The organism is Sphaerisporangium perillae, assembly GCF_023276435.1.
Taxonomy (GTDB): domain Bacteria; phylum Actinomycetota; class Actinomycetes; order Streptosporangiales; family Streptosporangiaceae; genus Sphaerisporangium; species Sphaerisporangium perillae.
In genome coordinates, this window is sequence record NZ_JALLPO010000015.1 from 66135 (window position 1) to 89961 (window position 23827).

19 protein-coding genes and 2 pseudogenes are annotated in these 23827 nt (G+C 69.6%); 7 read left to right on the plus strand and 14 right to left on the minus strand.

Translation table 11 applies throughout. The features are described from left to right. Positions 1–134: 134 nt before the first annotated feature. Positions 135–2726, minus strand: a complete 2592-nt coding sequence (valS, locus tag MYF83_RS16460; protein ID WP_248961274.1) for a valine--tRNA ligase — start codon at positions 2724–2726, stop codon at positions 135–137. A 78-nt stretch (positions 2727–2804) separates the two neighbouring features. On the opposite strand from valS, the gene MYF83_RS16465 reads away from it, so the two are divergent. Beyond that, positions 2805–3110, plus strand: a complete 306-nt coding sequence (locus tag MYF83_RS16465; protein ID WP_248961275.1) for a DUF4235 domain-containing protein — start codon at positions 2805–2807, stop codon at positions 3108–3110. A 12-nt stretch (positions 3111–3122) separates the two neighbouring features. On the opposite strand, the gene MYF83_RS16470 is transcribed toward MYF83_RS16465, so the two are convergent. The 5 genes from MYF83_RS16470 to MYF83_RS16490 form a co-directional block, all read right to left on the minus strand. Next, a complete protein-coding gene (locus MYF83_RS16470; RefSeq protein ID WP_248961276.1) occupies positions 3123–4502 on the minus strand; it encodes an alpha,alpha-trehalose-phosphate synthase (UDP-forming) in 1380 nt (459 codons plus the stop codon). Positions 4503–4651: 149 nt separating this feature from the next. Then, positions 4652–5458, minus strand: a complete 807-nt coding sequence (locus MYF83_RS16475) for a hypothetical protein (RefSeq protein WP_248961277.1) — start codon at positions 5456–5458, stop codon at positions 4652–4654. Between the two features lie 16 nt (positions 5459–5474). Continuing rightward, positions 5475–5774 carry a DUF4193 domain-containing protein gene (locus tag MYF83_RS16480; protein ID WP_114029376.1) on the minus strand — a complete coding sequence of 100 codons (300 nt, stop codon included), beginning with the start codon at positions 5772–5774 and terminating at the stop codon, positions 5475–5477. A gap of 410 nt (positions 5775–6184) precedes the next feature. After that, a complete protein-coding gene (locus MYF83_RS16485) occupies positions 6185–7804 on the minus strand; it encodes a sensor histidine kinase (protein ID WP_308201461.1) in 1620 nt (539 codons plus the stop codon). Beyond that, entirely contained in the window at positions 7801–8454 is a 654-nt protein-coding gene (locus tag MYF83_RS16490; RefSeq protein ID WP_248961278.1) for a response regulator transcription factor, read from the minus strand. The genes MYF83_RS16485 and MYF83_RS16490 overlap by 4 nt, the downstream gene beginning before the upstream one ends. A gap of 325 nt (positions 8455–8779) precedes the next feature. Here MYF83_RS16490 and MYF83_RS16495 point away from each other — a divergent pair, with 325 nt between their 5' ends. Further along, complete coding sequence (locus MYF83_RS16495) at positions 8780–8944, plus strand: hypothetical protein (protein ID WP_248961279.1); 165 nt, start codon at positions 8780–8782, stop codon at positions 8942–8944. 99 nt (positions 8945–9043) lie between these two features. On the opposite strand, the gene MYF83_RS16500 is transcribed toward MYF83_RS16495, so the two are convergent. After that, complete coding sequence (locus tag MYF83_RS16500; protein WP_248961280.1) at positions 9044–9859, minus strand: inositol monophosphatase family protein; 816 nt, start codon at positions 9857–9859, stop codon at positions 9044–9046. A gap of 93 nt (positions 9860–9952) precedes the next feature. On the opposite strand from MYF83_RS16500, the gene MYF83_RS16505 reads away from it, so the two are divergent. Continuing rightward, complete coding sequence (locus MYF83_RS16505; protein WP_248961281.1) at positions 9953–11455, plus strand: recombinase family protein; 1503 nt, start codon at positions 9953–9955, stop codon at positions 11453–11455. A 310-nt stretch (positions 11456–11765) separates the two neighbouring features. Here MYF83_RS16505 and MYF83_RS16510 read toward each other — a convergent pair whose 3' ends face one another. From MYF83_RS16510 to MYF83_RS16520, 4 genes are all read right to left on the minus strand, one after another. After that, entirely contained in the window at positions 11766–11906 is a 141-nt protein-coding gene (locus tag MYF83_RS16510) for a transposase (protein WP_248961282.1), read from the minus strand. Positions 11907–11964: 58 nt separating this feature from the next. Continuing rightward, positions 11965–12153, minus strand: coding sequence for a hypothetical protein (locus MYF83_RS16515; protein WP_248961283.1), 189 nt, complete (start codon positions 12151–12153; stop codon positions 11965–11967). After that, complete coding sequence (locus MYF83_RS44300) at positions 12099–12272, minus strand: transposase (RefSeq protein ID WP_372500172.1); 174 nt, start codon at positions 12270–12272, stop codon at positions 12099–12101. The genes MYF83_RS16515 and MYF83_RS44300 overlap by 55 nt, the downstream gene beginning before the upstream one ends. A 927-nt stretch (positions 12273–13199) precedes the next feature. Further along, positions 13200–15212: a S9 family peptidase gene (locus tag MYF83_RS16520; RefSeq protein ID WP_248961284.1), complete on the minus strand. Its 2013-nt coding sequence runs from the start codon at positions 15210–15212 to the stop codon at positions 13200–13202. A gap of 73 nt (positions 15213–15285) precedes the next feature. Between MYF83_RS16520 and MYF83_RS16525 the strand changes: the two genes are divergently transcribed. Next, on the plus strand, positions 15286–16260 hold the full coding sequence (locus MYF83_RS16525; RefSeq protein ID WP_248961285.1) for a ferrochelatase: 975 nt from the start codon (positions 15286–15288) through the stop codon (positions 16258–16260). Here MYF83_RS16525 and MYF83_RS42765 read toward each other — a convergent pair. Continuing rightward, positions 16251–17531, minus strand: coding sequence for a lytic transglycosylase domain-containing protein (locus MYF83_RS42765; RefSeq protein ID WP_308201462.1), 1281 nt, complete (start codon positions 17529–17531; stop codon positions 16251–16253). The two genes, MYF83_RS16525 and MYF83_RS42765, sit on opposite strands and share 10 nt — an antisense overlap. A gap of 134 nt (positions 17532–17665) precedes the next feature. On the opposite strand from MYF83_RS42765, the gene MYF83_RS43785 reads away from it, so the two are divergent. After that, positions 17666–18880 (plus strand): MFS transporter, encoded by a 1215-nt coding sequence (locus MYF83_RS43785; protein ID WP_248961286.1) that lies wholly within the window; start codon positions 17666–17668, stop codon positions 18878–18880. A 39-nt stretch (positions 18881–18919) separates the two neighbouring features. On the opposite strand, the pseudogene MYF83_RS44305 reads toward MYF83_RS43785, so the two are convergent. Both MYF83_RS44305 and MYF83_RS16545 read right to left on the minus strand, forming a co-directional pair. Next, a pseudogene (locus MYF83_RS44305) lies at positions 18920–19157 on the minus strand (hypothetical protein); the annotation flags it as partial. A 30-nt stretch (positions 19158–19187) separates the two neighbouring features. Further along, a pseudogene (locus MYF83_RS16545) lies at positions 19188–19298 on the minus strand (hypothetical protein); the annotation flags it as partial. A gap of 74 nt (positions 19299–19372) precedes the next feature. Between MYF83_RS16545 and MYF83_RS16550 the strand changes: the two are divergent. Together MYF83_RS16550 and sepH are read left to right on the plus strand one after the other, a co-directional pair. Further along, positions 19373–20653, plus strand: a complete 1281-nt coding sequence (locus tag MYF83_RS16550) for a D-arabinono-1,4-lactone oxidase (RefSeq protein WP_248961287.1) — start codon at positions 19373–19375, stop codon at positions 20651–20653. Between the two features lie 494 nt (positions 20654–21147). Then, complete coding sequence (gene sepH, locus MYF83_RS16555; protein WP_248961288.1) at positions 21148–23523, plus strand: septation protein SepH; 2376 nt, start codon at positions 21148–21150, stop codon at positions 23521–23523. The last annotated feature ends 304 nt before the right edge of the window (positions 23524–23827 follow it).

Below are 23827 nucleotides of genomic sequence, written 5' to 3' on the forward strand. Positions count from 1 at the left end.
TATCCCGTTCCGCGATCACCTCTCCAGACTGGCACGTCAGGCGGCCGAACGCGCGCAGGTTACGGCCCGCGTCAAGCGATGGTCTGCTTCCTCCCTATTTCCCGCCCGGCCGCCCTGCCGTCCGCCCCGCCGGTCTAGCCTGCGGTCGTCGCGGCGAGCGTGACGCGCACCGTGAGCTCGCCGTCGCCGGGTGCGAGGACGAACTCCTCGACGGCTCCGGCCGCGCACAGGTCGTCCTGCGCGGAGCGGACGAGGCCGACGGCGGCGCCGTCGACGCTCAGCAGCGCCACCTCGGCCCGCATGGAGAGCTTGGCCGAGGACTTGGCCTTGCGGACCTCGCGGAGCACCTGCGACACCGCGCCCAGGACCGCCGGGTCGCCGGAGGAGGTGAGCTCGCCGTCCGCCGGCCAGGGGGCGCGGTGCACCGAGCCCTCCCGCCACCACGACCAGACCTCCTCGGTGACGAACGGCAGGAACGGCGCGAAGAGCCTGAGCATGACCTGCAGCGCCTGCCGGAGCGCGGCGCGCGCCGACCGCGCGCCGGCGTCGGACCCGTACGCGCGGGTCTTGACCAGTTCCAGGTAGTCGTCGCAGAACTCCCAGAAGAACCTCTCGGTCGCCTCCAGGGCGCGGGTGTAGTCGTATGCCTCGAAGGCGGCCGTGGCCTCCCGCACCACCCCGGCGAGGCGCGCGAGCATCGACCTGTCGATCGCCTCGGTGATCTCCTGCCCGTCGGTGGCGTCCCGGCCGCCGCCGGCCGGGTCACCCTCGGCGGCCTCGCCGAAGCCCAGCACGAACTTGGAGGCGTTGAGGATCTTGATGGCGAGGCGGCGGCCGACCTTGATCTGCCCGGTGTCGAACGCCGTGTCGGTGCCGGGACGTCCCCCGGCGGCCCAGTAGCGGACCGCGTCGGAGCCGTACTCCTGGAGCAGGCCCATGGGCGTCACCACATTGCCCTTGGACTTGGACATCTTCTTGCGGTCGGGGTCGAGGATCCACCCGGAGATCGCCGCGTGCCGCCACGGCGGCACGCCGCTCTCCAGATGCGCCCTGACGACCGAGGCGAACAGCCACGTACGGATGATCTCGTGTGCCTGGGGCCGCAGGTCCATCGGGAAGACCCGGCCGAACAGGTCGTCGTCGCGCTCCCAGCCCGAGACGATCTGCGGCGACAGCGAGGAGGTCGCCCAGGTGTCCATGACGTCGGGGTCGGCGGCGAAGCCGAACGGCTTGCCCCGCTGGTCCTCTGCGTAGCCCGGCGGCACGTCGCTGGACGGGTCGACCGGAAGGGTCTCCTCGCAGGGCACGATGGGGGCGTCGTAGATCGGCTGGCCCTCGGAGTCCAGCGGGTACCAGACGGGGATGGGCACGCCGAAGAACCGCTGGCGGGAGATCAGCCAGTCACCGGCCAGGCCCTGGACCCAGTTGTCGTACCGGACCCGCATGTGCGGCGGATGCCACCGCAACTCACCGCCGCGCTCGAGCAGAGCCTGCCGCAGCTCGGCGTCCCGCCCGCCGTTGCGGATGTACCACTGGCGGGTGGTGACGATCTCCAGCGGCCGGTCGCCCTTCTCGTAGAACTTGACCGGGCGAGAGACCTTCCGCGGGTCGCCTTCCAGCTCGCCGGACTCCCGGAGCATCTCGACGATGCGCTCCCGGGCGCTGTGCGTGGTGTTGCCGGCCAGCTCGGCGTACGGCTCGGCGGGGACGCCCTCGGGCGGCTCGGCCAGCAGGCGGCCGTCCCACCCGATGACCGGCCGGGTCGGCAGGTCGAGCTCGCGCCACCAGACGACGTCGGTGACGTCGCCGAAGGTGCAGATCATCGCGATGCCCGAGCCCTTGTCTTTCTCGGCCAGGTGGTGTGCCAGCACCGGCACATGCACCCCGAACAGAGGGGTGCTGACCGTCTTGCCGAAGAGCGGCTGGTAGCGCTCGTCGTCGGGGTGGGCGACCAGGGCCACGCAGGCCGGGATCAGCTCGGGCCGGGTCGTCTCGATGTGGACGCCGCCGGCGTACGCCGTGCCGGGCACCCCGCCGAACCTGACGCGGTGGAAGGCCCCGGGCCACTCGCGGTCCTCCAGCTCGGCCTGGGCGACGGCCGTGCGGAAGGTGACGTCCCACAGGGTCGGCCCCTCGGCGACATACGCCTCGCCGCGGGCGAGGTTGCGCAGGAAGGCGCGCTGGGAGGCGGCACGGGAGGTGGCGTCGATCGTGGCGTAGGTGAGCGACCAGTCGACCGAGAGCCCGAGATGGCGCCACAGCTCCTCGAAGGCCTTCTCGTCCTCCTGGGTGAGGCGCTCGCACAGCTCGATGAAGTTGCGCCGCGACACGGGGACCTGGCGCTTTGGGTCGGGCTTGGGCGGCGGCTCGAACTCGGGGTCGTAGGGAAGGGAGGGGTCGCAGCGCACGCCGAAGTGGTTCTGCACGCGGCGCTCGGTGGGCAGGCCGTTGTCGTCCCAGCCCATGGGGTAGAACACCTCACGCCCGCGCATGCGCTGGAAGCGGGCGATCGTGTCGGTGTGGGTGTAGGAGAAGACGTGGCCGACGTGCAGCGCCCCGGACACGGTCGGCGGGGGCGTGTCGATCGAGTAGATCTGCTCGCGCGTCTTCGACCGGTCGAAGCGATAGGTGCCCTCGGACTCCCAGCGGCCTACCCATACCTGCTCCAAGCCGTCGAGTGAGGGCCTTTCGGGAACGGTGGTATGGCGCAGTCGCTGTTCGGTCATGGCGCCCTATGGTATGGCGTCACGCCGCGCTCCGGTACAAGAGGCTAGGGTTCTCCTAGATCGACGAGGGGAGAGGTCATGGGCAGATCAGATGACGTCGACAAGCCCGACATGGCGTGGCGGCTGATCGGCGCGGTCGTGGCGCTCGGCGTCGGGTACGGCGCCCGCAAGGCCATCGAGTTCGGCTGGCAGAAGGCCACGGGCAAGAAGCCTCCGGCGGACCCCAACTCGCTGGAGACCAGCCTCGCCGAGGCGGTCGGCTTCGCGGTGGTGCTGGGCGTCGGCATGGAGGTCGCGCGCATCGTGGCGACCCGCTCGGCCCACAAGAGGTATCAGGCGTGGAAGGCCATCCCCGAGAAGGCCGAGCGCGTCATCAAATCCTAGGCGTCCCGGACGTCAGCGTTCCAGGGCCGCGAGGAAGTCCCCCGCCCACCGGTCCACGTCGTAGGTGGCCACGCGGCGGCGCATCGAGCGCATGCGGCGCGACAGTTCGTGGGGTGTCGCCCGCATGGCGGCGACCATCTGCCGCTTGAGCCCTTCCACGTCGTAGGGGTTGACGAGGAAGGCGTGCTTGAGCTCGTCGGCCGCCCCGGCGAACTCGCTCAGCACCAGCGCGCCCCGAAGGTCGTGCCGGCAGGCGACGTACTCCTTGGCGACGAGGTTCATGCCGTCGCGCAGCGGCGTCACCAACATGACGTCGGCGGCGCAGTACAGCGCGGCCAGCTCCTCGCGGTCGTAGGACTGGTGGAAGTAGTTCACCGGCGGGACGCCGAGCACACCGTGCTGCCCGTTGATCCGCCCGACGCGCAGCTCGATCTCGTCGCGCAGGTTGCGGTACTCCTCGACGCGCTCCCTGCTGGGCGTGGCGATCTGGACGAACACCGCCTCCCCCGGGCTGATCGTCTTGTCGGCGAGCAGCTCCCCGAAGGCCTTCAGGCGCTGGCCGATGCCCTTGGTGTAGTCGAGGCGGTCGACGCCCAGCATGACGTGCTCGGGCTCGCCGAGCTCGGCGCGGATCTCCTTGGCCCGGGCGAGGATGTGCGGCTCGCGCACCAGCGTGTCCAGCTCGCCGAAGTCCACCGAGATGGGGAAGGCCTCGGCACGGACGGTGCGGTCGCCGACGAAGATCTCCTGGCGCTGGTTCTGCATGCCGAGCTGGCGGCGGCAGAGCCGGATGAAGTTGGAGGCGCCGCCGGGCCGCTGGAAGCCGACCAGGTCGGCGCCGAGCAGGCCCTCCAGGATCTCGCGCCGCCACGGGAGCTGCCAGAACAGCTCGGCGGGCGGAAAGGGGATGTGCAGGAAGAAGCCGATGCGCAGGTCGGGACGCAACGCCCGGAGCATCGTCGGGACGAGCTGGAGCTGGTAGTCCTGCACCCAGACGACGGCGTTCTCGGCCGCGATGTCGGCGGCCGCCCGCGCGAACCTCTCGTTGACGGCGCGGTAGGCGTCCCACAGCACCCGCGAGTAGATCGGCGTGGCCACCACGTCGTGGTAGAGCGGCCACAGGGTCGCGTTCGAGAAACCCTCGTAGTACAGCTCGATCTCGTTGGCCGAGAGCGGGACCGGGATGAGGTTCATCCCGTCGTGCTCGAAGGGCTTGAGCTCCTCGTTGGGAGCGCCGTGCCAGCCCAGCCACGCGCCGTCGCGACGCTGCATCACGGGCGCGATCGCCGTCACCAGACCCCCGGGACTGCGCCGCCAGCTGGCGGTGCCGTCCGCTGCGACGGTCCTGTCCACGGGCAACCGGTTCGCGACGATCAGAAATGAGCTGCGCACACGTCCTCCCTCGCTACCACGTGATCGGTCATGCCCACCTTACGAAACCGGGCGTGGCTCTCAGTACGCGGGTGAGCGCCAGGAGAAAGCAGATGAGGGAGAAGACGGACGGGGAGAGAGGGATGAGGTGGGAGGAAGGGGAAGCCGGGTCAGCCGGCGGAGGGCAGGGCGCGCTGGCGCTGGAGATCGGCGCGCACCGCCTGGGCGAGACGCTTGGTGGCGGCCCTGTTGAGCGCGCCTCCGGCGACGGCGCCGGTGAGGAACGGCCCGAGGGTGGTGAGGTGACGGCCCAGGGTGCGCATCAGCCGGTTGCGCAGGGCGATCTTGGCGGCGGCTCCGAGGGCCACCTGCACTGAGGTCGGCGCGAGGGGGTCGACCCCCCGCTGTTTGGACCAGGCGACCGTGAAGGCCATCGCCCGCTGGCTGCCGGTGCCCGGCACCTGGACGCCGTACACCTCGTACAACTCGGCGATGAGCTTGACCTCGATCGCGGCGACCACGAGGGTCTCGGCCACGAGCTGGGCGGGCGCCGACAGCAGCAGCGGCGGGGCGGCGAACTCCGCGGCCGCCAGCACTCCGCCGATCGCCCCGACCGCCGTGGTCGCCTTGCCGGCGGTGCGGACGAGGTCGTCGGCGAGCGCGTCGCCGCTGAGACCGTAGTGGTGCTCCTGCAGTGTCGCGAAATCCCTGATGGGAAGGCGCGGAGCGATGGCGGCGAACATGTCGGCGAGCCAGCGGCCCCGTGCGACGCCCGATGTGCGCGCCCTCTTCCGCGCCTTCACCAGCGCAGCGCTGAGGCGGCCGAGCAGCCTGCGCCGCTCGGCCCCATCCATGTCGCCCGCGCCCGAGAGTTTCCCGACGAGCTCGGCGACCTCGGCGTCGGCCTCGGTCTCCGGCCCGGGCACCGCGGGCCGCCCGGGCTGGTCCTGCGATGATCGATCCGTTCCAGGTGTCACGGACCCTCCCTGAGTCTCAGGCGGCGCATTCCCTGCAGATCTGCTGCCCGCCCTTGTCAGAGGCGAGCTGGCTGCGGTGATGCACCAGGAAGCAGCGCGAGCATGTGAACTCGTCCGCCTGCCTGGGAATCACCCGGAGCGAGAGCTCCTCGTTCGACAGGTCCGCACCGGGCAGCTCCAAGGACTCGGCGAGATCGGTCTCGTCGATGTCGATGCTGCCGGACGACTTGTCGGTCCGGCGAGCCTGCAGCTCCTGGAGGCTGTCCTCACTCAGGTCGTCGTCGGTCTTGCGCGGGCTGTCGTAATCGGTGGCCATTTGCGTATTCATCCCCCTCATCTATTGCTTGCGCGTCGCGCGTCGCGCGTCTGTAACGTCTGGGCGGTCCATCTTGTGCCCGCATCTCTCGGGGAATTTTGCAATCGGTACCCCGTGGGAACGGTCGACGAACCTCCTCACACGTGAGGGCCTTGCCGCCTTCGCCACCTGGTTAGCCAAATATGGCGAAAACCTAAGCATTGGCCACAGGACCCATCGTGTTCGACGGCACATCCAACCACATGTCTGGCGTGAACGAGACGCCCCCCGCCGTATCGACCCGCCGGAAGTCGCACCGCCACCACGAGCCCCCTGCGGTGTCGGCCCGCCGGGAGTCGCAGCATCATCACGAGCCCCCTGCGGCGTTGCGCCACCGGGAGCCGCACCATCATCACCAGCCCCCTGCGGCGTCAACCCGCCGGGAGTCGCACCGTCATCACGAGCCCCCCGCCGTCCCTCGGGATCGCCTTCACGGTCCCGTGGTGGGCGCGGACCACCGCACGCACGATGGAAAGCCCCAGTCCCGCGCCGCGCGCCGATTCCACGCGGTCGGAGTGCAGGCGCCTGAACGGTTCGAACAGGTCGTCCACTTCGTACGCGGGAACGTGCGGCCCGGTATTGGCCACCTGAACAACCGGAGTGCCGTCCACCATTCCCGTACGGAGCCAGACTTCTCCGGACTCCGGGAGATTGTGCTTGATCGCGTTCTCCACGAGGTTGGCGACGAGCCGCTCCACCAGCACCGGGTCGCCCATCGTAGGCCCGGGACGAAGGTCGGTGTGCACCGTCACCCCGGACTCCTCGGCGAAGGAGGCGTGCTGCTCGACGACCGTCTGCCCGACGTCGCGAAGGTCCACGGGCTTGCGCGTCGCCAGCTCGCGTTCGCTACGGGCGAGCAGCAGCAGGCCCTCGATGAGGTGCTCGTTCCTGGCGTTGGTCCCGAGCAGGGTGCGGCCCAGGACCTTGAGATCCTCCGACGCGTGGGAGTCGCCCAGCGCGACCTCCAGCACCGTCCGGTTGATCGCGAGCGGGGTGCGCAGCTCGTGGGAGGCGTTGTCCACGAACCGCCGCTGGGCGTCGAAGGCGCGGTTCAGCCGGGTGAGCATCGCGTCGAAGGTGTCGGCGAGCTCCTTGATCTCGTCGTTCGGGCCGTCGAGGTCGATGCGCTCGTGGGCCAGCGAGGTCTCCGACAGCCGCCGGGCCGTCGTCGTCATCTTCTGGATCGGCCGTAGCGCCCGGTCGGCGACGAAGTAGCCGAAGACGAGGGCCAGGATGCCGACCCCGCCGAGGGCCAGCAGCGACCGGATCAGCAGTTGGTGGCGCGCGGCGACGATGGTGTCGGCCCGGAAGTTCGCCCACCTGTCCTGGATGCCCGCCGCCACTGCCGGCGGGTAGTCCTCCAGGTTGAACGGGAAGTCCGGCCAGGAGTCCCAGATCGCCTTGCCGACGAAGGAGTAGATCACGAAGAGCAGCAGCGCGCCCGCCGCGAAGAACAGCGCGCCGTAGGTGAGCGTCAGCCGCACCCGGATGCTCATCCGCCCGGTGATCCGCCTCAGCCGCGCGAGAAGGTTCTCCGCGACCGGATTCGGGGAGATCGGCGGGGGGCCGTCCCAGGCGGGCGGCCCGCTGGGCGGCGGGGGCGGCGTCTTCGTGCGGAACGGGTGGCGCGCGCTCTCGACCGTCGGCTGCTCGCTGCGCCAAGGGCCGCCGGACAGCACCTCGGCCCCGGAGGGGGTCTGCGAGCCCGGACGGCCGGGCGGCTTGGGCGGGCCCTCCGCCGCGGACGACTGCTGCGCCGGCCGGATCCCGGCCGTGCCCGTCAGCGGCTGCGTGCCCGCGCCTCCCGCTCCCGCCGCGGCCGGCATGCCCTGCGTGCCGGCGCGGACCGACAGTGCGGCCGGCCCAAGGGCTCCGGGCGAGTCCTGAACGCCCGGCGGCAGTGGGGACCCCGGCGGTACGATCACCGGCTGGGGCGCGGAGAAGCTCGGGCGACCTGCGTCCGCCGGTACCGCGTCGTGTTCCTCGCTCACAGCTTGTAACCCACTCCCGGCACGGTCTCGATCACCGCCGGCTCACCGAGCTTCTTGCGCAGCGTCATCATCGTCACCCTGACCACGTTCGTGAACGGGTCGATGTTCTCGTCCCACGCCTTGTCCAGCAGGTCCTCCTGGCTGACGACGGCGCCCTCGGCGCGCATCAGCTCCTCAAGGACCGCGAACTCCTTCTTGGTCAGCGCGATCTCGTTGCCGTCCCTGGTGACCAGGCGCTTGCCCGGATCCAGGCGGATGCCGGAGCGCTCCAGCACCGGCGGCAGCGCCGGGGCCGAGCGGCGCCCGAGCGCCCGCACCCGCGCCACGAGCTCCATGAACGCGAACGGCTTGGCGAGATAGTCGTCGGCGCCCAGCTCCAGGCCCTCGACCTTGTCGTCCACCTCCCCCGAAGCGGTGAGCATCAGGATGCGCGAGGCCGTGCGGTCGGCCACCAGCCGCCGGCACACCTCATCACCGTGGATCTTCGGCAGGTCGCGGTCCAGCACGATCACGTCGTAGTCGATGTACCCGGTGCGCTCCAGCGCGCCCGCGCCGTCGTAGGCGACGTCCACGGCCATCGCCTCCCGGCGCAGCCCCGTCGCGATCGCGTCCGCGAGCACCCGCTCATCCTCCACCACAAGCACCCGCACGGCCCTGGCACCTCCTGTAGTTCCCGACCTCGCGCGATCAGCCTTGCCGCACGGCCGCTCGGCGGCGCTCCTCGCACGCGCCCGGCCGTACCCCTCGCAGGCTCATTGTTGCCACATTCGGCTTAAGCGCATGGTAAGCACTCGTTCGCCGTGCGGCGGACGGGTGACATAAAGCACACCACGGACATCCGGCATTCATGGTTTAGGGGCGACGGCGTGGTGGGTAGACCCGCAAGACCCACTCAGGCGGCCGGGGAAGACTCTGTGCTCTCCGCAGGCGGTACATGGCCACACTGCTCCTTCGCCCCTCGAGAAAGAAGGTGAGATGGGCGAGTTCACCAGTACGATCACACACCGGCTCGACCAGGCCTACAAGGGTCTCCAGGAGGCGCGCACAAGCGGCGACGACTTCCTCGCCGACACTCTCACCGCCGAGATAGAGGATCTCCGCCGCATCGCCGACGACAACGGCGTGGCGGTCCAGGGCTGACCCTCCGCACAGGCGTCAGGGCCCACCCGCCTCGGCGAGTGGGCCCTCGTCATGTCCGGCCTCCTGCGGCGTGTCGCCGCCGGCGCGTCCGGGCGGCCCTCAGGCGTCGCGCTCGGGGTCGAGCGGAACGAGCAGGCCGTGCAGGGCCTCGAACAGGCCGGGCGAGGCGCACAGCGTGAGACCCGAGTTGTACGGCCGTCCGCGCAGGCCTCCGATCCTCGCCCCGGCCTCGGTGGCGACCAGGCCGCCGGCCGCGAAGTCCCAGTACTTCGGTCCGCGCTCGAAGTAGCCGTCCACCCGTCCCGCGGCGACCGAGCAGAGGTCGACCGCGCACGACCCGCCCCTGCGGATGTCCCTGACCACCGGCAGCACGTGCGTAAGCACCTGCGCCTGCACGGCGCGCCGCTCGGACAGGTAGCCGAACCCTGTGGCGATCAGCGCCTGGGAGAGGGGCACGTCCTCGGTGCACCGGAGCCGTTCCGCGGGGAGGCCGTCCCGCAGCAGCTCGGCCCCGCCGCCCTTCTCCGCGGCGAACAGCTCGCCCCGCGGCACCACGTTGACCACGCCGGCGACGACCTCGCCGTCGACCTCCACCGCGATGCTCACCGCCCATTCGGGCAGGCCGTACATGAAGTTGACCGTGCCGTCGATCGGGTCGACGATCCACCGGACGCGTCCCTCGCCGGTCTCGGCGCCTCCGGTCTCGCCGCCCTCCTCGCCGAGGATGGCGTCGTGAGGCCGTGCCGCCTTGACGCGGGCCCTGATCAGCTCCTCGGAGGCGCGGTCCAGGGCGGTGACCACGTCGGTCAGGCTGGACTTGGTGTGGACGGCCTCCGGCCGCGCCGGGCGCTTGGCGAGGAGCATGTCCCCCGCCTCGCGCGCGATGTCGGCCGCCAGGCGCAGGAAGTCCGTCATGCCACCGACTCCGGCCTCTTCCACTCCTCGCCGAGGACGTGCTGCGCCAGGAACGCCAGCATCGCCCCGTTCCCTGACTGGTACCTTGGTCTCATGCGTGCAGCCTCCTACTCCAGACGATCAGATGCCAGAGGCAAACGATCAGATCAACGCTCCGTAGAGGAACAGGACAACCTTAATCTCCAGGTTGCTCAACGGAATGACTGGGACCTACCTCCCAATCGCATGTACCGAGACAACGACATCTCTGCGTCTCGATACTCCTCAAAAGAACGTGCCGACTGGACGAGGCTGCACAACACTCTCGTCAACGGAGAGATAGACGTTCTCATCCTCTACGAGACCTCTAGAGCATGGCGCAAGGTCTACGAGTGGGTTCCGCTAGTAGAGCTATGCGCGGAGAACAAAGTCCTCATCCACGTCACTAGCGATCGTCGTACGTACGATCCAAACGACGATAGAGATTGGGAGACGCTCCTAGAAGACGGCATAGACAGCGAGAAGGAAAGCCGGAAGATCTCCAAGCGAGTTAGACGAGCTATGGATGCCAACAAAGAGCAAGGCAAGCCGCACGCTACCCCTGCCTATGGCTACGAGATCCAGATAGACCCTGCCGACCACAGGACAAAGATTCGCGTACCTGTGCCTGAGCAAGCAGCCATCGTCAAGGAAGTCATCAGGCGAGTAGCACAGTCGGACCCGATCACGGCTATCGCTAGGGACCTCAATGAGCGAGGCATTCCTAGCCCATCGGTCGCACTAGGGCTCAACACAGAGAAGAGATCTAAGGGGAAGACTCCCCTGTGGTCTCCCGCGATGATTCGCAAGATGTGTAAGAACGTCGCCTACATCGGCAAGCGAGAGTATGTAGAGGATGGAAGAACCATCTTCGCGGACGGCACGTGGGAACCGATCGTAGATGAAGAACTCTTCTGGAAAGCTCGGAACCTTCTGAGTGACCCAACGAGGAAGACGACTAAGCCAGGAAGGAACAAGTACCTTCTAGGTTTCCTCGGTACGTGCGATGTCTGCGGAAGCTACCTCGCTCGCATGGGAGGAAGAGATCCGTATCGGTATCGCTGCAACGCTGACAAGTCATGCGTCACCATTCGCATGGACTGGACAGACATGTTCATAGGAGAGCTTGTCTGTCAGCGTCTCGCGAAGAAAGACATCTACGAACTACTCACTAGACAAGACGATGCGGACAAAGCTCGTGTTGTCGAGCTAGAAGCACTCAGGGCAGACCACACAACGGCACTGGACCTCAGGGCTAAGGGGAAGCTCTCACTACTGGCTCTAAGCCAGGAAGAGGAGAGGCTACTCCCCCGCATAGCAGAGCTAGAGCAAGCTCTACGGCCGGTCACTATTCCTAAGGCTCTGGAAGACCTGACGAGAGACGCTCAGGGCAACCTACAAACCATCAGGGCTAGGTGGGCAGCTCTAGCAATACCGGCGAAGAGAGACGTCCTTAGGACCCTGTTCAAGTCCATCAGCATCAAGAAGACGAAGACTCCAGGCCAGCACAAGACTGGAGAGCAAGTAGAGCGCATGCTGATAGAGCGCGTGGCGTTTGAATGGCTCAATGAAAGCTAGCTAGTACTACAACCGAAATCGAAAGCCCCCTGGGACCACCCAGGGGCTTTCTTGCGTTCTAGGAGAGTGACGTGATCTCAGCGACTTTCCGGTAGGTGGTTATGCTCGAAATGGGTGAGACAAGCGCTGCGCGGGGTTCTTGAAAGTTAAGTGGGGTCGTGTTTTCGAGCGGTCACGCTTGGTGATCGCCTGTTGGTTGCGTTCTGTGACCGGCGGGCCGAGCGGGTGCCGGCGATGCGGTTGCGGCGTTCCTGGTTGCCGCGGTTACGGAACACGCACGCCTTGCCTTGTTCATCCTTGATAACCCTGTTTATCCCTTCGCTTTGGCGTTGCTGATCCCACTGACCACGCCGCAGATGATCTCCTTGCGCCAGGCCTTGACGGTTCGCGCGAGGGTGGCGATCTCGGGTATCCAGCGGTGGGTGTGGCAGAACGCCAGGAAGGCGTCCATGGCCCGCTCCACCTCATCGGCGTCCGGTGCGCGCCCGCTGAGGGCTCCCGCAGCCGGATCACCTCGCGGAGCAACTCTTGGCGTCCCAGCCCACCAGGATCATCCGCCCGTACAGGTCCCGGTCCAGTAATTTGCGGATCCGCTTCACCTCGGCCGCATCCACCTGCTCGCGGTTGGTCCGAAGCACGCTGATCAGCGTGTTCTCCTCGTCCGTACGCCGTCCCGGCCGCTGGTACTTCTTGCGCACGGCACGACGGCGTACCGCGTCCAGGCCCCGATTGCCAGTTGCACCACATGAAAGGCGTCGACGGCGAGCTGCGCCTTGGGCAGCATCCGCCAGACCGCCGCCTTAAAGACCGAACACATGTCCCTCGGTAAACGTGCCCACCGGGCAGTCGGTGGTCAGGCACTCCCAGCGCCTTTGATCCACGGGACCCGGATCGGGGCGAACCCGCATCCCACGTCAGCCGGCGCGGTCACCTCGACGGCCTTGACCCGCCCACCGCTCTCCCCGCACCCGGGACACCGTGATCATCGTTTCGTGAGAAAAACCATGATCCCATCGATCACGGGCACCCTGATCTTCACGCAGCCGCACGGCCACACACGCACTAACCTAGGCCGGGCATCACGCACAGTCACACATCACGATCACGAACGGTGATCAAGTGACAGCACGACCCCGCTTAACTTCCGAGATCCGCCGTCCATGGGGTGCGAGCGCATGAGGAAGATGGTCGAGTGCGTGTTCCTCAGCATCATGAGTCCGAACATGACGAGAGCCGCTAGCCTTCCCCCTTTGGCTAGCGGCTCTCTTTGTCTGTCCGGTCTATAGTGCGTGTGGCAGGCAAATACCGGTGCTCCCTGCCTAGAGAGACCTGCTGGCACTTGTCCCTCTATGAATCTCGCGCTGTCGAGTTCGGTAATCCTAAGTTCCATAACCCAACTGAGTCCGCAGACTACGCATGCGAGACCTCGCTCTTGCTCTTGAGTCAGAGTCTCAGGATCGAAAGTTACTTCGGTCATGAGACGACTGGCTCTTGAGTAGGGGTGTCGATTCGTCCAAGACACTTGATGCGAACAGGGCGAGTCGGAATGGTGATGTCGTAGGCGAGTACGTGGCCATGGCCACCCCTACGATGTTGTTTCGGATGAAGTTCCAAGCCCTTTCGCTGTAGTGGGTCGCGTACATGTGAGTTGGGACGGAAGCGAGCGAGCAGAGTCCTAGAACAAGATCAAGAGCCCCTGAGAGCGCATCTCAGGGGCTCTGTCGGCATGCCTGCGAGACCTCTGCTAGTGCCTGTTGGGGTCGAGTTCTCCCAGGTCAACCAGGCCGGAGAACGTCGGAGGCTCAAAGTTAGGCTTTAGGTACCTATACAAGAACGCCAGCACCGTCTCGTACCAGGCGACAGCGTTGCCCGGTTTGAGGATCCAGTGGTTCTCGTCGGGGAAGTACAGGAACTTCGACTCGACCGAGGATCTGCGCAGGTCCCACCACAGCCGCAGCGCCTCGCCGATCGGCACGCGGTAGTCCTTGTCCCCGTGGATCACCAGCATCGGTGTGCTGATCTTGTCCAGCCACAGGTGCGGCGACAGCGCCTCGTAGCGCGCGGATCCCGGCGGGCCGAACTCCCGCTGCCAGTAGACCGCGGAGTCGGTGGTCCCGGAGAACTGCTCCAGGTCCCACAGGGACGCGTGCGTGACGATGGCCCGGAACCTGTCGGTGTGCCCGGCGATCCAGTTGGCCATGTAGCCGCCGAAGGAGCCGCCCATGGCGCCGGTGCGCTCGGCGTCGATGTCAGGGCGGGCGACGCACGCGTCGGTGATCGCCATCAGGTCGGCGTGCGTGCGCGGGCCCCAGTCGCCCCAGCCCCGCTGGATCATGTCCTGGCCGTAGCCGCTGGACATGCAGGGGTCGGGCATGAGGACGGCGTAGCCGTGCTCGGCCATGATCCAGCAGTTCCACCGCCACATCCAGTCGTTCCAGCTGCCGACCGGACCTCCGTGGATCCACAGCAGCAGCGGCGCCGGGTTGTCCGCCGAGGCGCCCGGAGGCAGCGCGAGCCAGCCCCTGACCTCCACGCCGTCGTCGGCGACCGCGGAGATCTCGGTGAGCGTCCCGGGGACCTCCACCCGCGGCGCCGGGGAGGGCAGCTCGGTGACCTCGCCGCTGGAAAGGTCGATCCGCACGGGGACGTGCGGGGCGTCCAGGGTGCCGCGCAGCGCGTACAGGTGGCGCCCGTCGGGCGAGGGGCACAGCTCCACGTAGGCGCCGTCGTCCTGGGTCAGCCGCACGGGCTCACCGCCGAGAGGGACCCGGTAGATCGGGCGCCTGCCCTGGTGGTCGGCGGCCACGTAGATCGACTGGGAGTCGGGCGCCCAGGCCGTGGCCCCGGGGACGAGGTCGGCGGAGTACGCGGTGCCCTCTCCCGTGGCGAGGTCGGCGATCCACAGCCGGTACTCGACGGCCTGGTCCTCGGTGCCGTGCCGCATCCGGCGGCAGGCCACGTGACGCCCGTCCGGGGAGATCGTGAGGGGTTCCTCGAAGTCGTGCTCGTCGGAGGTGGCCAGGACGCGCCTCTGGCCGGTGGCGATGTCGATCGCCACCAGATCGGTGCGGTGGTGGCCGGCGTCCAGTGGGACGACCCACGTGGTGACGGCGGTCGAGCCGTCGGGGGTGACGGCGAACGCCACCTCCGTCAGGGCTCCCCCGGGGTCGGGGGTCAGGTCGCGGGGCTCGGCGAGGCCGGTGAGGGTCGCGGTGAACAGCCTCGTCCGCCCTGGGCCGAGGTCGTGGTCCCAGTAGCGGACGGGGTAGCCCTCGTGGAGGATCGCGCTGATCCCGGCGTCCTTCCTGGACTTGCGGCGCTCGGCCTCGGTGGCCGCGTCCCCGGCGAGCACGTCGGCGCTGAAGACCACGGCGCCGCCGCCGACCTGGACGCCGCCGATCCCTCCGGGCCGGTCCGCCACCCTGCGCGCCTCGCCGCCCGTTCCGGGAAGCATCCAGAGGGCGGGCGCCTCGTCGTCGGGCTGGTCCTTCACTGTGGGATCGGGACGCCGCGACACGAACAGCAGGTCGCCCTCCGGCGTGAACTGGGCGCCGGTCTCGCCCTTGGCCGAGCGGGTCAGCCGGTACGGCTCGCCGCCGGGCTCGACCGGCACCTGCCAGATGGAGGTGCCATAGGACTTGCCATCGGGATTGAGGGACTGGACGACGGTGACCAACCGGGAACCGTCCGGAGACAGCCGCAGCGACAACAGGCGCGGTATGCCGACAAATTCGCGTATGTCCTTGAAGAGGCTCACTTCTCTGAACCTACCCCTCCCGCCCGGCCCTCCCCTAGCGGCACGCTCCCCCGGATGGGGTTGGATGGAAACCATGGCACGTTACGACGCGTTGCTGGTCGTCTCCTTCGGCGGCCCCGAGAAGCCCGAGGACGTCATGCCGTTCCTCGAGAACGTCGTCCGGGGACGAGGAGTCCCCCGCGAGCGGCTCCTGGAGGTGGAGAAGCACTACCAGGGGCTCGGCGGGGTCAGCCCGATCAACCGGCAGTGCCGCGACCTGATCGCGGCTTTGCGGCCCGAGGTCGACCTGCCGATCTACTGGGGCAACCGCAACTGGCACCCCTTCCTCGCGGACACGCTCGGCAAGATGGCCTCCGACGGCGTCACCCGGGCGGCCGCCTTCATCACCGCCGCCTACAGCTCCTACTCCAGCTGCCGGCAGTACCTCGACGACATCGCGCGGGCACGCGCGGAGGTCCCCGGCGCGCCCGAGATCGTCCGGCTGCGGCGCTACTACGACCACCCCGGCTTCATCGCCGCCATGACCGACCACACCCGTGAGGCGCTCGACCGGCTCCCGGAGGAGCACCGCGACGGCGCGCGGCTGGTGTTCACCGCCCACAGCATCCCGACGTCCATGGCCGCCTCCGCGGGGCCTTCGGGCGGGGCGTACGAGGCCCAGCTCCGCACCGCCGCCGGGCTCGTCGCGGGCGATCGCCCGTGGGACCTGGTGTGGCAGAGCCGCAGCGGGCCGCCGCAGGTGCCGTGGCTGGAGCCCGACGTGTGCGACCACCTGAGGGCGCTCGGCGCGGCGGGCACGCAGGCCGTGGTGCTGGTGCCCATCGGGTTCGTCTCCGACCACATGGAGGTCGTCTACGACCTCGACACCGAGGCCGCCGGCGTGGCACGCGAGCTCGGCATGCACCTCTCCCGGGCCGCCACGGCGGGCACCCATCCGCGGTTCGTCTCCATGGTCCGCGAGCTGATCGAGGAACCCGAACCCCTGCCCTGCACCCCCACCTGCTGCCCCGCCCCGCGGCGCCCGGCGGGCGGACGGCCTCAGGCGTAGGCGCGGGCGTAGGCGTCGGCGATGCCGAGGACCTTGTTCACGTAGTCCCAGGAGTGGTTGTAGCGGTAGACGGCCGAGCGGAGCTTCGTCCCGCCTTGGCCCGCCCCGTTGGCGCACAGATAGCGGGCCGCGGACGGCACAGCGTCGTACGGGCTCCAGATGTCCGACTTGCCGTCGCCGTCGCCGTCCACCCCGTACGCCTTCCACGTGGCGGGCATGAACTGCATGGGGCCGAGCGCGCCCGCCGAGGAGGGGCCGTTGTTACGGCCGTGGCCGCTCTCGACCTGCCCGATCGCAGCGAGCACGGTCCATGACAGGCCGGGGCAGACCCGCGCGGAGATCTGGTACAGCTCCAGGTAGCTGCCGGGCCGCCCGACCAGGGAGGTGGCGGGCTGAGCCGCCGGCGTCGTCTGGACGGTGCTCGGGGCCGGCACCGGCACCGGCGAGGCCGCCTTGCGGCCTGCGGCGCCGACCACCACGATCTGCGCCCCCGCTCCCAGCAGCCGCTTGATGCGCGCGCCGACGGCGGCCGCCTTGCCCGCCGGGGTGTGCACGAGGACGGCCACGCCGGGGACCAGGCCGAGCGCGCGGCCCACGTCCTTGCCGACCAGCCCGTCGACGCCCGGCAGCCCGAACGGCGCCGAGGCGGCGACCCGCAGCCGGGGCCCCGCGCCCGTCTCGTACTCGCCGCCGAGCTGCAGCATGTAGCGGCCGGCCGTCTTGGACTCGGCGATGAACTCCCCGCGCGCGAGCGCGTTCCACACCTCCGGCTCCTCGGCCACGGCCTTCGGCGCCCACGGCCGGAACTCCGCCGGGTCGACCGCCAGCAGGTTCAGCGTGGCCGTGGAGAACCGGACGGCTCCCCCGTCCGCCACCGCCACCTTCGTGACGTACTTCATGGCCCTGAGCCTGCCCAGCGCCGCCTCGGTGACCGGCTTCCGCGCGACGGCGATCAGCCTGGGCGGCGTGGCGGCCACCTTGACCGGCACGGTCGAGACCGCAGGCGTGGCCCGGCCCGAGACGGCCGCGGCCGGCGTGGACGGCGCGGGCGGGGCCGGCGTGGATGCGGGCGGGGTCAGCACCGGGAAGGGGGTCACCGGGGCCGTCAGGTCGCTGACCTCCGCCAGGGGCGTGCGTACCGCACCGGCCCGCGCGCCCGCCGGGTCGCGGGTGATCAGGAACGCGCCGCCCGCCGCCACGCCGAGCACGATGAGGAGGGCGAGCCCCGCCATGACGGCACGCGCCGGCATGAGCCGAGGACGAGGGGACACTTGGCCCACGTTAGCCCCTGGAGTCCGAATTCGTGTACGTTGCCGGAAAATCACTTGATGCGCCGCTGGACCGTGCGCAAGGGTAAAAGAGCACAGTGCGACGCGCGCCGGGGGCGCGCGAAAGGGGCGAGATCGTGGTCGGGCCATACAGAGGGCTATTCAGCGCGCCCGGCACCAAGGGTTTCGTGATCGCGGGCTTCATCGGGCGGATGCCCATGTCAATGCTCGGCATCGGCATCGTCCTGCTCATCTCGGCCCTCACCGGCTCGTACGCGACCGCGGGAGCGATCTCGGCGACGGTCGCCATCGCCTACGCGGTCGCCGCCCCGCTCTCCGGGCGGATGGTCGACAGGTTCGGCCAGGCAAGGGTACTCATTCCGTTCGTGCTCCTGCACGGCGCCGCGCTGGTCGCGCTGATGCTGTGCACGGCCGCCGGCGCGCCGATGTGGACGCTGTTCGCCTGCGCCGTGGTCGTCGGCGCGGCCGCCACCTCGCTCGGCTCGATGGTCCGCGCCCGCTGGTCGCACATCCTCGGCCGTTCCGCCGGCCTGCACACGGCGTTCTCGTTCGAGTCGGTCGCCGACGAGGTCATCTTCGTCGCCGGTCCGGCCCTGGTCACCGGCCTCACGACCCTGGTCAACCTCTACGCCGGCCTGATCCTGGCGCTCGTGGCCACCGTCGTGGGCACCGTGGCGTTCTCGCTGCAGCGCGGCACCGAGCCGCCTGTACGGACGGCCATCGCGCAGTCGGGCAGCCCGATCACGATCCCGGGGGTCGCGCTGCTTTCGTGCGTGTTCCTCGCGATGGGCGCCGTGTTCGGCTCGGTCGACCTGATCACCGTCGCCTTCGCCGAGGACAACGGCGCGAAGGCCGCCTCCGGCCTGCTGCTCGGGTCCTTCGCCGGCGGCAGCATGGTCTCGGGCCTTTGGTACGGGCTCCGCCAGTGGCGGATCTCGCTGCGCCACCGGTTCATGCGCGGCCTGGCGGTGTTCGCCACCGGGCTGACGCCGATCCTGCTCATCGGGGACACCCGGATCATGGCGGTGGCCCTGTTCTTCGCCGGCCTGGCGATCTCGCCGACGATCATCACGGGCTACGCGCTCATCGAGCGGCTGGTGCCCGGCCACCTGCTCACCGAGGGCATGTCGTGGATCTCCACGGCCGTCGGCTTCGGCGTCGCGATCGGCGCGTGGGCCGGAGGCCGGCTGACCGACTCGTTCGGCGCCTCGAACGCGTACGCCTTCTCGTTCATCTGCGCCCTGCTCGCCGTGGCGATCGGCATAGGCGGGAACACCTTCCTGCGCATCCCCGAGATCGGCTCCTCCGAGGCCCGCTCCACCCCGGCCTGACCCGCGGATGGCGCCATAGATCATGAGTAGTGCTCACGTCTATGGCCATCCGTCCGGTTCCTGATTATCGTGCTGCACCTTGACCTTCTCTCCCTCGTGGACGAGGGGGATTCCGACCCTCGCGGGTCGGGTTTCCTGCTTCGCCGCCGGTCGCCCGCCAGAGAGGACTCTCTCTTTGAGGTCTTACACCAGCTCCACAGGCGTTTCACCTCTCGGCCGGCCCGGCCGCGAGGACGTTCCTGGCCGCGTTGACATCCCGATCATGCAGCGCGCCGCAGCCGAACGTCCGGGCAAGCTCCTCAGCCTGCCCAGGAGCCGGATGAAAGCGGAACTTCAACGCCCGCCTCACGATGCGCGCCACAGCAAGCACCCTGGACACGATCAACCACATACGAACACCGATTCGACTCCACACCATCCGACACCGTTCCACACCGTGCCGCGTTTCCTCCCCCGCCTGAAGGCGGAGGTCTCCACGCTCAAGGAGATTCGATGAACGCCGTGTTCAGGAACTGGGCGGGAAACCAGACCGTCACCCCCGCCGAGGTTCGCACCCCCGCCTCCGCCGGCGAGGTGGCACAGGCCGTACGGGACGCCGCCGCGCGAGGGCTGCGGGTGCGCATGGTCGGCACCGGCCACTCCTTCACCGGGGTGGCGCTCACCGACGGCATCCTGCTGCGGCCGCACGCGCTGACCGGCGTCCAGGACGCCGATGAGGGCCGCGTGCGGGTCGCGGCCGGCACCCCCCTCCGCGTGCTGAACGAGGAACTGGACCGCCGCGGGCTGGCGCTCGCCAACATGGGCGACATCACCGAGCAGACCGTCGCCGGCGCCATCCAGACCGGCACCCACGGCACCGGCCGGGACGTCGGCGGGCTCGCCGACCAGGTCACCGAGCTGGAGATGGTCCTCGCCGACGGCTCGATCACCACCGTCTCCTCCGGCGACCTCTTCGACGCCGCGAGGGTCGGGCTCGGCGCGCTCGGCATCCTCACCGCCGTGACCTTCAAGGTCGAGCCCACCTTCCTGCTGCGCAGCGTCAGGCGGCCGATGCCCCTCAGCGAGATCCTGTCCTCCCTGGAGGAGATCACCGGCGACAACGAGCATCTCGACTTCTTCTGGCTGCCGCACACCGACACCTGCCTGACCAAGCGCAACAACCGGTCCTCCGGCCCCGCCGCGCCGCCCGGCGCCTTCCGCCACTGGCTCGACAACGTCTTCCTGGAGAACACCCTCTTCGGCGCGCTCTGCGCGGTCGGGGGACGCTTCCCCGGCGCGATCCCCGCCCTGAACGGGCTCTCCGCGGGCGCGCTCAGCCCTTCGGACTTCACCGACAAGGCCTACAAGGTGTTCACCAGCGTGCGGAACGTCCGCTTCCTGGAGATGGAGTACGCCATCCCGCGCGAGCACCTCGGCCAGGCGCTGCGCGAGACGCGCGACCTGATCGAGCTGAACGACTGGCGGATCACTTTCCCCATCGAGGTGCGCGTCACCCCGGAGAGCGACGCGTGGCTGTCCACCGCGTACGGCAGGGCCTCGGCCTACATCGCCTGCCACATCTACCGGCCGACCCCGAACCCGGCCTACTTCGAGGGCGTCGAAGCGATCATGACCCGCCTGTCCGGGCGCCCGCACTGGGGGAAGCTGCACACCCGCGACGCGTCCTACCTCTCGACCGTCTATCCCCGGTTCGGCGACTTCCTCGCCCTGCGGGACGAGCTCGACCCCGGCCGCCTGTTCGCCAACGACTACTTGGACGTCGTCCTCGGCTGACCTGGGACCCCGGCCCCACCCGTCGTCCCGTCGGGCACCACGATGCGGAGAAATGAACATCTTGCTCTGTTTTGGCCTGTCAAAGGCGATTCCTCACCTAGGAGAACCGGCCATCCGTTCCCTCCGCGCACACAACCCCGCCGCCCCATCTCCCGCCGCGTCCGTCTCGGGCGCACGTTTCCGCCCGTCCGGGACTCGTCACGGACGACACGCCAGACCGGGTTCCGTGCCTTCCCGGTGTCTGTTGGGTGAAGTGGAGGGCGAGGGCGCGCGCGAACCGCGAGAATCGGTTCAGGACGCCTAACCCGTTTGCTGCATATCGAGCAGCCGATAGATAGGGTGAAAGCGACATATAAAACCGCCTCTCATCGCTTCCCACGTCTCTGAGGAAGGCGATGTTCGGACATGCCGGGTACGGTGCTGGCAGGCAACCGGCTCACGCGAGAGACTCAAGGGTCCGGGGGAAGATTGAGCACGACGACGAAGGGACTCGCATGCAGGAGCTCCGACTCGTCGCGGTGAGCGAGGACGGAACATACCTCGTGCTGGCCACGGCCGGCAGGGGTACACGGTTCACGCTCCCCGTCGACGAACGGCTCCGAGCGGCGGTCCGCGGCAACTTCTCCCGTCTCGGCCAGTACGAGATCGAAGTGGAGAGTCCGTTGCGCCCCAAGGAGATCCAGGCCCGCATCCGTGCGGGGGAGACCGCGGAGGAGATCGCCGCCACCGCGGGTATTCCGGTGGAGCGTGTCCGCTGGTTCGAGGGACCGGTCCTGCAGGAACGCGAGTACACCGCGCAACAGGCGCAGCGTGTCGCCGTGCGCCTGCCCGGCGAGACCACCCCCGGTCCCACACTGGGCGAGCTGGTGACCGAGCGGCTGAGCCGCCGCGGCGTCCCCAGCGACGAGATCGACTGGGACTCCTGCAAGCGTGACGACGGCCTCTGGCGCATCAAGCTGGGCTTCGTCTGGAACGGTCACACCCGCAACGCCGAATGGCTGTTCGACCTCAGGCGCCGCCACGTCACCCCCTACGACGACGAGGCGATGCGGCTCTCCGCCGCCGAGTACGTCGAGCCTTCCGAGGAAGCCACGGTGACGCCCTTCGTGCCGCGGCTCGCGGCCAAGCTCGCTCCCGTCCCCACGATCCCGGTGGAGGCGCCCACGACGCTGCCCGGCGTCGTCCGGCACGACTCCGGCCCGAGAAACCACCCCGAGCCCGCCCTCCCGCACCTCCGCGACCTCCCCGAACCCGCCCACACCGCCCACCACGAGCCCGCAGGACACGACCGTTACGAGCCTGCGGTGCAGGACCGCCACGAGTACGCAGGACCGGACCGCGAGTTCACGGGACAGGACCGCCACGAGCCTGCCAGGCACGACCGCCACGAGTTCGCGGGACAGGACCGCCACGACGCCCCTGCTCCGGTCCTGCGTGATCTGCCCGGCACCACCGGTTCCGACCTCCCGGAGGCCCCGCGTCGGGGCCTGCGCCATCTCGCCGAACCCGCCGAACCTGCGGCCTTCCGCCAGGAGCCGACCTCACCGCGCCCCGCCGCCCCGGCGAACGGCCAGACCAGCGAGCCGGTGAACCGCCAAGCCACTGAGCCGGCGAACGGCCGCGACGACGCGCCGTCGGCCGTGCCCGCTCCGGGCGCGGTGGCAGGGCGTCAGGCCGAGCGTGGCCCCCGGCCCACGTTCGAGCCCGCCGTCCAGCGGGCCTTCGAGCGTTCCCCGCAGCCCACCTTCGAGGCCGCCCCGCAGCACTCCACGCACCCGGCCACCCCCGAAGCCGCCGCCCACCACGCCGCCGGACCGCACACCACGGGAGCCGCCGCCCACCACCCCGCGGGACCGCACATCACGGCCCCCGCCGCCCAGCACCCCGCCGGACCGCAGACCACCGACCCCGCCGCCGGCGCCGTACCGCGCGCGGCGTCCGCACCAGTGCCGGCCGAGCCCTCGGAGGTCCGTCCGCACTCCCAGGCCGCGGCCACCAGTGCGGAGACCGGTACCGCGCCGGCGGCCTCGCCCAGCACCCCGCAAGGCTCGCCCGTCCCCGGAACCGCGTCCGTGCCCGGCGACCAGGCACCGGCCGCGCGCGCCCCGATCACCGCACCCGAGGTCCAAGCGGCCACCGCCCCGGCGTCCGAGCCGCTTCCCGCGACCCCGAACACTCCAGCGGCCGAGGCGCCGTCCACGACCTCGGCCGCTCCAGCGGCACCGTCCGCACCCACTCCAGCGGCCCAGACACCGACCGCGGCCAATCCCGCGGCGCAGGCACCGTCCGAGCTCCCGCCTGCCCAGGCGGCCCAGAACTCTTCCGAGTCCCCGGCCGCTCAGGTAGCCCAGCCGAAGGCTCAAGCAGCCGAGGAAGCTCCCCCTGCCCCGGCCGCGAAGGCACCAGTGCCCAAGGAGGCACCGCCCGCCCCGGCCGCGAAGGCGCCCGTGACCCAGGAGACATCTCCCGCCCCGGCCGCGAAGGCACCCGCGGCCCAGGCGACATCTCCTACGCCGGCCGTCTCCGGTCAGCCGGGAGGCAAGGCCGCACGGCCGACCCCGCCGGCCCCCGCCGCGCGGCCTGCGGCCTCCGCCAAGAAGGCCGCGGCCGCCAGGAAGTCCGAAGCCGAGGACGCCGCGGTAGCCGTACCGGCCGCGCGCACCAGCGGCGAGACGGCGGAACGGCCCGCAGCCTCCGCCGAGCCGGAGAAGGCCGACCAGCCAGACAAGGACCCGAAGGCCGCCGAGCCTGCGGTTCCTCCGCAGGCACCCGCGCCCAAGCCGCGGCCGGCCCGAAAGGGTTCCCGAGGCCGCCGCGCCTCGGTCCCGACCTGGGACGAGATCATGTTCGGCGCCCGCCGCCAGGACTGACCCGCGAAACCGACGCCGCCAGGGCTCGATGCCCCAACAACATCGAGCCCACCCCGGCGCCCCCTCCCCCACCCCGGACGAACCGCAAGCACGGGCGGCCCTGAACGAACCGCAAGCACGGGGCCGCCTCCCCCCTTCCGCCCACTGTCGCCCGCGCACATCCGGCGCCGCGACGACGAGAAGCGGTACGGCGACACCGGCGCCGCCCTACGTCGGCCAACCCGGTGTACGGTCCCGGAGACCGCCCTAGCGGACCCGCTCCCTGGACAACGCGCCTCCAACCGGCCCTCTAGTCCAGCAGCCC